General features: G+C 54.8%; 6 protein-coding genes and 1 tRNA gene. 1 reads left to right on the top strand and 6 read right to left on the bottom strand.

What is annotated here, in order from left to right:
* Positions 1 to 18 precede the first annotated feature (18 nt).
* The 3 genes from ACUN9X_RS14460 to ACUN9X_RS14450 all read right to left on the bottom strand — a co-directional run bounded on the left by ACUN9X_RS14460 (position 19) and on the right by ACUN9X_RS14450 (position 3,951).
* Positions 19 to 1,335: a lysine N(6)-hydroxylase/L-ornithine N(5)-oxygenase family protein gene (locus tag ACUN9X_RS14460; protein ID WP_260034314.1), complete on the bottom strand. Its 1,317-nt coding sequence runs from the start codon at positions 1,333 to 1,335 to the stop codon at positions 19 to 21.
* Between the two features lie 248 nt (positions 1,336 to 1,583).
* Positions 1,584 to 3,299 (bottom strand): multidrug ABC transporter permease/ATP-binding protein, encoded by a 1,716-nt coding sequence (locus tag ACUN9X_RS14455; protein ID WP_445473547.1) that lies wholly within the window; start codon positions 3,297 to 3,299, stop codon positions 1,584 to 1,586.
* A 46-nt stretch (positions 3,300 to 3,345) separates the two neighbouring features.
* Positions 3,346 to 3,951, bottom strand: coding sequence for a sigma-70 family RNA polymerase sigma factor (locus ACUN9X_RS14450; RefSeq protein WP_445473546.1), 606 nt, complete (start codon positions 3,949 to 3,951; stop codon positions 3,346 to 3,348).
* A gap of 196 nt (positions 3,952 to 4,147) precedes the next feature.
* Between ACUN9X_RS14450 and ACUN9X_RS14445 the strand changes: the two genes are divergently transcribed.
* Positions 4,148 to 4,224: transfer RNA gene (locus ACUN9X_RS14445), tRNA-Met, on the top strand.
* Positions 4,225 to 4,236: 12 nt separating this feature from the next.
* Here the strand turns inward: ACUN9X_RS14445 and ACUN9X_RS14440 are convergent.
* The 3 genes from ACUN9X_RS14440 to ACUN9X_RS14430 all read right to left on the bottom strand — a co-directional run bounded on the left by ACUN9X_RS14440 (position 4,237) and on the right by ACUN9X_RS14430 (position 7,851).
* The gene (locus ACUN9X_RS14440) at positions 4,237 to 5,244 is read right to left on the bottom strand and encodes a phage integrase (protein WP_445473545.1); all 1,008 of its coding nucleotides are present in this window, start codon (positions 5,242 to 5,244) and stop codon (positions 4,237 to 4,239) included.
* Positions 5,241 to 6,503 (bottom strand): hypothetical protein, encoded by a 1,263-nt coding sequence (locus tag ACUN9X_RS14435; protein WP_445473544.1) that lies wholly within the window; start codon positions 6,501 to 6,503, stop codon positions 5,241 to 5,243. Before ACUN9X_RS14435 ends, ACUN9X_RS14440 begins: the two co-directional genes overlap by 4 nt.
* A gap of 124 nt (positions 6,504 to 6,627) precedes the next feature.
* Positions 6,628 to 7,851 carry a zonular occludens toxin family protein gene (locus ACUN9X_RS14430; protein ID WP_445473543.1) on the bottom strand — a complete coding sequence of 408 codons (1,224 nt, stop codon included), beginning with the start codon at positions 7,849 to 7,851 and terminating at the stop codon, positions 6,628 to 6,630.
* Positions 7,852 to 7,860 lie beyond the last annotated feature (9 nt).

Raw genomic sequence — 7,860 nt, 5'->3', positions numbered from 1 at the left:
GGGATTTTGGAAGCGCAGCTACAAGGCTGAGGTCAGTCGCACACGTTGTTCCTCGCCAGCCGCCGCATCGCCTACGGGCTGACCGAACACAGATTCGACTACCTCCTGGGAGCGCACCGCCAGCACTGACAACAAGGTGTCACTGAGGCCGTGGCTGTTCTCGCAACATCCCTGCAGATAGATTTTCGAGTCGCTGTTGGTGAGGTTGAGTCGGTAGTGGCGGTCCGGGCTGAGGCTTTCCAGGTGATCCCCCAGGCCCGCCAGCAAAGGATGATGCTGATCACGGCTATAGCCGGTCGCCAGCACAACGGCATCAACCTTGTGCACCTGCGTTGAACCATCAGCGCGGTTGCGCAGTACCAACTCAATGCCGGTATCACTGGTGTTCACTTCAGCCACTTCACTGTGGGCGAACATCTTGTGGCGTTCGTTTTTGCGCAGCTTCTGCAGGTAGAACATCTGGTAAATCCGCTCGATCAGTTCCAGATCGACGACCGAATAGTTGGTGTTGCGGAATTCGGACAGCAGCTGGGCCCGCTGCTCATCGCTCTGGGCAAAGATCCGGTCGATAAAGGACGGGTTGAAAATTTCGTTAACGAAGGGGCTGTCATCGGAGGGTTTGAGTGCAATCCCGCGCAACACCATTGCGGCATCAACCTGGGGAAAGCGCGACGTGACGTCTTCAAAGATCTCGGCTGCGCTCTGACCGCCGCCGATCACGGCAACCCGCGCCTTGCGACCGCGATCGGCCAGCAGGGTTTCAATGCGCCCGCGATATTGGGACGAATGCAGAATCCGGGGATCATCAATACCGTCAAACGCCGCCGGCACCTGCGGTTTGCCACCCATGCCCAACACCAGGTTGCGCGCCTTGCGGCGGTGAGTCTGGCCCGCACCATCCTGGGAAATCACTTCTACCCCCGTGAGCTTGCCGTCTTCCAGCAGCGGCTCCACTGCCTGCACATCTTCGCCGTAGAAGGTTTGATCCCGGAAATCGGCCGCCGCCCAGCTCAGGTAATCGTTGTACTCTTCACGCGCCGGGAAGAAGGTCTGGATATTGATGAAATCCTCCAGTCGCCCCTGCTCCTTCAGATAGTTCACAAACGTGTAACGGCTGGCCGGGTTACGCAGCGTTGCCAGATCCTTGAGAAACGAAATCTGCATGGTAGAGCCATCAATGAGCATGCCTTCATGCCAGTTGAATGCCGGCTTCTTCTCCAGAAAGCAGACTCTGGGCTGTGCGCCGCCAAGTTCGGAGTGTTCCTGTGTTGCTATTGCCAGGGCCAGATTCGACGGGCCAAACCCGACACCAAGATAGTCATAAACAAGGCTCATCACCTTCCTCCCGTACGCGTGAATGTAGTGAGAACGCCTTGCTTTCCTGCCCGGCACAATAGCCACTCAAAGGGCGCCAGACTAAAAAGCAAATGATTCTCATTAACAGACGAGTGCGGGAACGCTTTGTTTAAGAAAATGTCGAAAACAGCACAACCGGGAAGGGAAAACTCCGGAGCATGAAACCCCGGAGGGGCACTCAAATCAAAGAAACCTCAGATCAATGCCTACTGGAAAGTCGGCGACTCCTAATGCTGCACAGAGGCTTCAGGCGAAGGAACGCGGGCGTCACCACCAATGGCTTTAATCGCATCACTACTCACCTGGCGACGCATGTCACCGGTCAGCTCAGTCAGCTGGCCGTTGTCCATTTTGAACAACCGATCGGCCTGATCGAAATAATGATCATCGTGACTGATCGCAAATACTGTTTTGCCGGATGCTTTCAGCAATGGCAACAACTCGCGGTAGAACAATTGCCGGAACAGCGGATCCTGATCCGCAGCCCACTCATCCAGCAACAGAATATCCCGCTTTTCCAACACCGCCAGCAGCAAGGCCAGGCGCTTTCGTTGACCTTGTGACAGTTTGGTATCCTGAATCCGACCTTCAGCGATTTGGGCCTTGTGCTGCATATGCAGCTTGTCCAGCCAGTACTCGACCTCTTCGCCCTCAGCATCAACACCTTCCGGCCCGATCAACTGGTCAAACAGGTAGAAGTCGGTGAACACCGACGCGAAGAGCCCCTGATAGTTGCTGGCAACCGGCGATTGCGAGGATTGCACTACTGCCCCATCCAACAACACCTCGCCGGATCGAGGCTGGTATAGACCGGTCAACAGACGCGCCAGTGTCGACTTTCCGCTGCCATTGCCACCCACCAGGAACACCACTTCGCCACGGCGCAGCGTGAGATCAACCGGCCCGATATCAAAACCAATGCCACCATCTTCGCCGACGTAGTGATAGGCCACCTGCCGAAGTTCCAGCGTATCCCACTTGCCCGCAATACCTTCGCTATCCTGCGGATCAAAGCCAGGCGCGTGATCTGCCAGCGCCAGGGAATCAAGCTTGTTCAGCGAGACCTTCGCCGCGATCATTGACGGCAGAGCGGCAACAGCCGCCACCAGCGGCGTGCGCATAAACAGGATGGTCAGCGCATAAGTCGCAGCAACCGACGTGCTGGCCCAGCCCAGACCGTTTGCCATATAAAACGCAAGACCAATCGTGCCCAGCACCATGATATTGGCCCAGTTACTGGCAATACCGTGGTATCGATCTGCCAGCGTCACATGATTGCGATAGGCTTCGGCGCTGGCATCAAATTCATCATCATAGTAACGCCGCGCCCGGTCCCGATTCAGAGCAAGCTCCTTACGTCCCTCGATGGCCGCCTGATAATCCTGATAGAGACGGTCCTCGGACTCCCGCAACAGCTGCAGGTGCAGATTCAGCCGGCTGATTAGCGCCCAACCCACGACCAACGTTGCCACCATCCAGATTAATGTGATCGCAAAAAGCGACAGCGATAGCCATGCCAGGTAGCTAAAGGCAGCCAGACTAAGCGCCAGTCCGTAAACCAGTTCGGGCAGATGAATAAAAGCCATCGTAATATTGCGAATATCGCTGGAGAGGCTGGCGAGAATATTCGCGCCCCCGATCGCCTCCAGCCTTTCAATTCCCGTATCCAATACTCGCTTAACCATCGAGCGGCGCATGGAATAGACAAACCGGTGGCCAATGGCCGTCAAAGCCAACTGGGCGCCGGACGCCATTACCAGCAATACAACAAGCAGCCCCACAAACTGCCAGAGCGTACCCTCAAGGTTGTCCGCAGGTTGCAACATATTCTGGTTGATAAACGCAATAACCCCCACACTAAGCAGCGCGGCGCAGACACTGAGTATCAGCGCCCCGGCCAGGGATGACGGGCTGTGACTGAAGATTAGACGGAGTAATCGCATGCAGAACGCTCTGTATTAAAGGAATTCGGAAACAGGACCTCGGCGCTTAATCTGCCAACAGTCCGACACCAGCCGAACCAAGGCAGCGGCGACAGTGCGCCAGTGTATCGCGCAGCAGAAAATTGACCAGCGTCGGGGAAGCCCCGATTGACGTCGCGATATCTCGCTGGGTCCAGCCTTCAAGACGACTGAGGAGCAGCACTCGCCGCATGCGGGGCGTCAGCTCACCAAGCGCGGACATAAGATGCTGAAGCGCCTCCCTGCCAATCAGTCGCTGCTCGGGAGACGATGATGGCGGCGCAGGCTCCTGCTCCATCAGCGCCGCATCGGCACCATACCGCTGCTCAAGTGCCAGACGCCGCAAGCGATCGATCGCCTGGTTACGCACCACCCGGAACAGGTACTTACCATCGTCCCGAACCGGCTGACGGGTGCCACTCTCCCATAAACGCAGGAACGCATCCTGAACCACATCTTCCGAGCGGGAGCGGCACCCCACCAATGATTGAGCCGACAGCAGCAGTGAATTGTAGTGGTACTGGTAGGCTTCTGTTAAACGCTGTCTGAAAGCGTCCAGTGCAGCCGCTTCGACGTCGTCTGGCGGTGTCTCCACCCCTTGCAGGTCCGCCAGTTCACTGCGGTACGCACCCATAAAGATCATCCTTGATAATGAGAATCACATTTAAATAGCAATTATTCGCATTTAACAAGAATTTGCAACCTGTCGTTTTGATAGTCGTACCAAAACAGGGCCAAACATGATCCAAAAGGGTTGACAGTCTTCGGCAAAATCAAGAGAATACGCGCCTCGTTTAGAGGGCGTTTTTCGAATTAGCCCTGAACGATTTGGCAAGGTAGCTCAGTTGGTTAGAGCACAGCACTCATAATGCTGGGGTCGCGAGTTCGAATCTCGCCCTTGCTACCAAAATTCAAAGGCTTACGATTCACGTCGTAGGCCTTTTTTGTTGGTTGTCCCCTTTTTGTCCCCCAGCATGCTCACCGGGGACAATTTCATAGCAGATTCCAGATGGTCGGGTGACAGGTGCGCATAGCGCATGGTCATCATTATATTTCCGTGCCCTAAAATTTTTTGAAGCGTGAGAATATCGCCGCCGTTCATCATGTAGTGACTGGCGAAGGTGTGACGGAGAATATGCGTTAGCTGTTGAGGCGTTGAATAGCCACAGCGCTCATAAGCTGACCTGAAAGCAGACCTGCATGAACCGAATAAACGCCCTGGACCAGGTAATGCCGATTCCAGTATTTGCTTCTGGATTTCCGGATCAATCGGAACCGCCCTACTCTTTCCGTTTTTTGTATCCAGGAAGATAATTTTTCCTGACACAAATCCCGACTGCATGAGGGTTTCTGCTTCTACCCAGCGGGCTCCGGTAGCCAGGCAAATCATCGCGACAGACCAGACATATTCGTTAGAGCTTTGCCGACATTCACGCAAAAGCTGTTTGCACTGGTCGATGGTAAGAAACGACATTTCCCGCTCTTTCACACGCACTTGTCGCACCGGTCCAATTGGGTTTGTTTTCAGGTGCCCTATCCTGACCATTTCCGAAAAGACTGAAGACAGGTATCGCTGTTCGTGATTGCATGTTCCAGGACTGACGTCCTTCAGGCGTTGGGCCCGGTATTCCATCCAGTCGGTCGCCGTAAAGTCTTTTACCCGTGGGTTCCCCAACCGGTCGCAGATGGCATTTGTCCTGGACAAGCGATACTTCGAATCCTTCAGGGTGTGACCGTGGTAGTCATACCATTTTTTGACCAGGTCTTTCAGACGCTCAGAAGGCACACGTTCTTTCCGACCGTAATCACGCACAAACTGAAGCGCATCCAGCCGGGTTTTGAAGCCTTGTTTACGGACACGAGGGCCAGTCTTTTTGCCGAACGGATAGAAATCCACTCGCCAACCATTGTCCGTCTTCTCGATCACGCGGCCACCTTGGTCAGTAATCGGCGTTTTATCAGCCCATCCTGGACGAGCTGGTACAACTCGTTTTCATATATTTCCCTGCGCCTGTAGTAATTGCAGAGATCTTCCCAAAGACCACTTCTCTTAAGACAATCCCAAGCCTGACGAGCGTTAAACCGGTTGCGAGCATAAATGCTTAGGAGATTGCCGAAGGCAAGCGACACGTTTTTTTCGTTGCCGCAACCGGGTTCCTTTTTTGCGCGTTTGTACAGTAGGTTCGGGGCTGAATGACCGAAGCCGATATCGTCTCGGAGCTTTGTCCAGACGGGGTGTACCCAGTCCCTTTTGGACTCGTAACGGTTTCCCTGAAGCGCATAGCGCCAAAGGCCGGTCAGGTGGGGCACTGCATCCATAAAGGTATAGATGGGCTTCATGTTCGAAGTGCCTTGGGAAATTTCGCTAACGATGCGGTGATGAAATCGAATCTCCAACCGCCAAACAGGCTTGTCCGGGTCATAGCAGGTTTCAGGGAAAGACTGCTCACTTACAGCGCATTCCCAGATGCCTTCCATGAAAGCGCGTTTGTCGGAAACGTCAATCTCTTTGGATTTGTCGTAAAGGCACACCTGCAGGCTGTTAGCCTTGCCGAAGGTGTAGGTTTCACCACGTCCATTGATGGTCGTCCCCTGTAAGCCCTGGAAGTGAAAATCACTTAGCCCGTTGTGCACGGTGACGGTTTTAGCACGGGTAACGAAGTGTTGGGCGAAGTCTTCAGGTGGTGCCCAGCCTTGGAAATCAACAGCGAGGTGTAATGCGATCCCTACCGGCTTAATCGCTTTCAGGAAATGCATGCCCCACGCGGCCAGTTCATCGTGAATTGCTTCGCTGGACCGTTCGTAGAGCCAACGAGGTGAGGTCTCTATCTTGACGTGCGTGCCCTGGGTATCCGCTTCAGCGTAAAAGTTCTGCACCAATATCGTGATACCGTATTCCCGGTTTTGAAGCAGGTATTTGAAACCACCACGTCGTCCGGAATGGACACGAAACAGAACGTCTCGGATTTCTACCGAGGCATCAAAGCTTTCTTCGTATGCGGTGGCAATTTCAGCAAGGATTTCAGGCTTCAATCGACCTTCAAAGAGTTGCCGGACGGTATCAACACCGGTCCAAAGTACGTTCATCTGGCTTAAATCGATCTGGTGACCGTCAGGACCGATGAACAGGTCTCCTTTGCCTACTTCACCTGTCTGGACGTTAAAGCGCTCGAAATCGTTAATCATATGTTGTGTTCCTTAGTGTCCATTTTTGATCCGATAAATCGGTATCTATGAGACGTGTTACAGGGACGTCTCCGGGGGCCGCCGCCCCTCCGCTGCGCTACACGTACGCTCCTCGCCATCGTCGCTAGCGCTCCGCTTGCTCCGGGGCGGCGGCCGCTTTCATAAAGGGGTTGTTCAGGGTCTCGCCGATGGTCACCGGCGTGATGTGCGGCCGGGGGTCCGGTGCCTGGATGCGGTCACGCTGGCAGTAGATATCCTGGACCTTTTCCCCGTCCCACCAGAGTTGGGCATAGCAGGGTTTGAGATAGAGCACCCGGTAGCCGTAGCTGAACAGGTCCCGTTGGGTCAGGGAGAAGTCACCCTGTCGATCCTGTCCGTGGAACAGGTAGGCGTGGTTGAAGTTGCCGGCGATTCTGAGGGCGGCATCCTGCAGGGGGTGATTCGCTACGCTACTGCGGTTCTGAGGATCAGCTTGAGCACCGCGGACATCACGACCATCAGGCCCAGCATCAGCCCTACCCGTATCGATACTTTCCACACTCGACGGATCAGGCGGGCTAAAAGTCCTTTCCCTTTCGAAGATGCGGACCGCCAATATGGCAAACACCAGTAGAGAAATGACTGACAACGAAAGATAGCCCACAACGCGTTTATCTTTAAAAACGCTCTGGGGGCCTTGATTGGACTGATGGTCGCCGGTTTTGGTGCTCTGGTAGGTTTTGAAGACCTGGGGGTCCGCTTTGTATTCTTTCGGGACACCGTATGCATGGCTTTTGGATTTGCCGTTGTTTTCAGGGTCATGTTCAACTTCCCTCCATTTGCCCTTCTTCCAGGGTAAGAGTTCCCCCATGGAGTAATGCCGGAAGGCCACTTGTGCGGCCTGCCGGATATCCATGTGGACTTTGGATATGTTGGGGGTGCACAGGAACACGTCCCAGTTGTAATGCCGGTGCATGTCGTAGGCTTCGAACATGTCAGCGGGGCGTTCGTCCTGTTTGGCTTGGTCGGCACCGCCAGGGTAATCGAGGTGTTCCGGGCGGAAGTCCTTTCGCCGGGCCGGGTAGATGGCCTGGGCTTCATCGATAATGATCAGTGCCCCCTGGGGAGCCCAATGGAACCAGCGGGCCATGTAGTCCTTTTCGTCGCGGCCTTCGGTGTTCACGTTGAGGATTTCGGCTTCCTCAGGGAGGGGTTCCTGGAGGGTGGCCTGGACCTTTTCGATTGAGTCGAAGCCCCGGATATTGGTAACTACCGTACGGCCTGCCTGCAGGGCCGGGATGGCATGGCGCTGTAAGACACCGAAGGACTTATAGGAACCGGGGTGGCCGTGATGGATAACGATGCTCATCGGTGGCGC

It is taken from the genome of Marinobacter sp. V032 (genome assembly GCF_052645435.1).
The sequence above is the reverse complement of the archived record's forward strand: the minus strand, read 5'-3'. Positions and strand labels throughout refer to the sequence as shown.

What these genes read in the sequence shown, in the direction of transcription:
- ACUN9X_RS14460 (WP_260034314.1), bottom strand. Translation starts at nt 1,335, where the DNA reads ATGAGCCTTGTTTATGACTATCTTGGTGTCGGGTTTGGCCCGTCGAAT.
- ACUN9X_RS14455 (WP_445473547.1), bottom strand. Translation starts at nt 3,299, where the DNA reads ATGCGATTACTCCGTCTAATCTTCAGTCACAGCCCGTCATCCCTGGCC.
- ACUN9X_RS14450 (WP_445473546.1), bottom strand. Translation starts at nt 3,951, where the DNA reads ATGGGTGCGTACCGCAGTGAACTGGCGGACCTGCAAGGGGTGGAGACA.
- ACUN9X_RS14435 (WP_445473544.1), bottom strand. Translation starts at nt 6,503, where the DNA reads ATGATTAACGATTTCGAGCGCTTTAACGTCCAGACAGGTGAAGTAGGC.
- ACUN9X_RS14430 (WP_445473543.1), bottom strand. Translation starts at nt 7,851, where the DNA reads ATGAGCATCGTTATCCATCACGGCCACCCCGGTTCCTATAAGTCCTTC.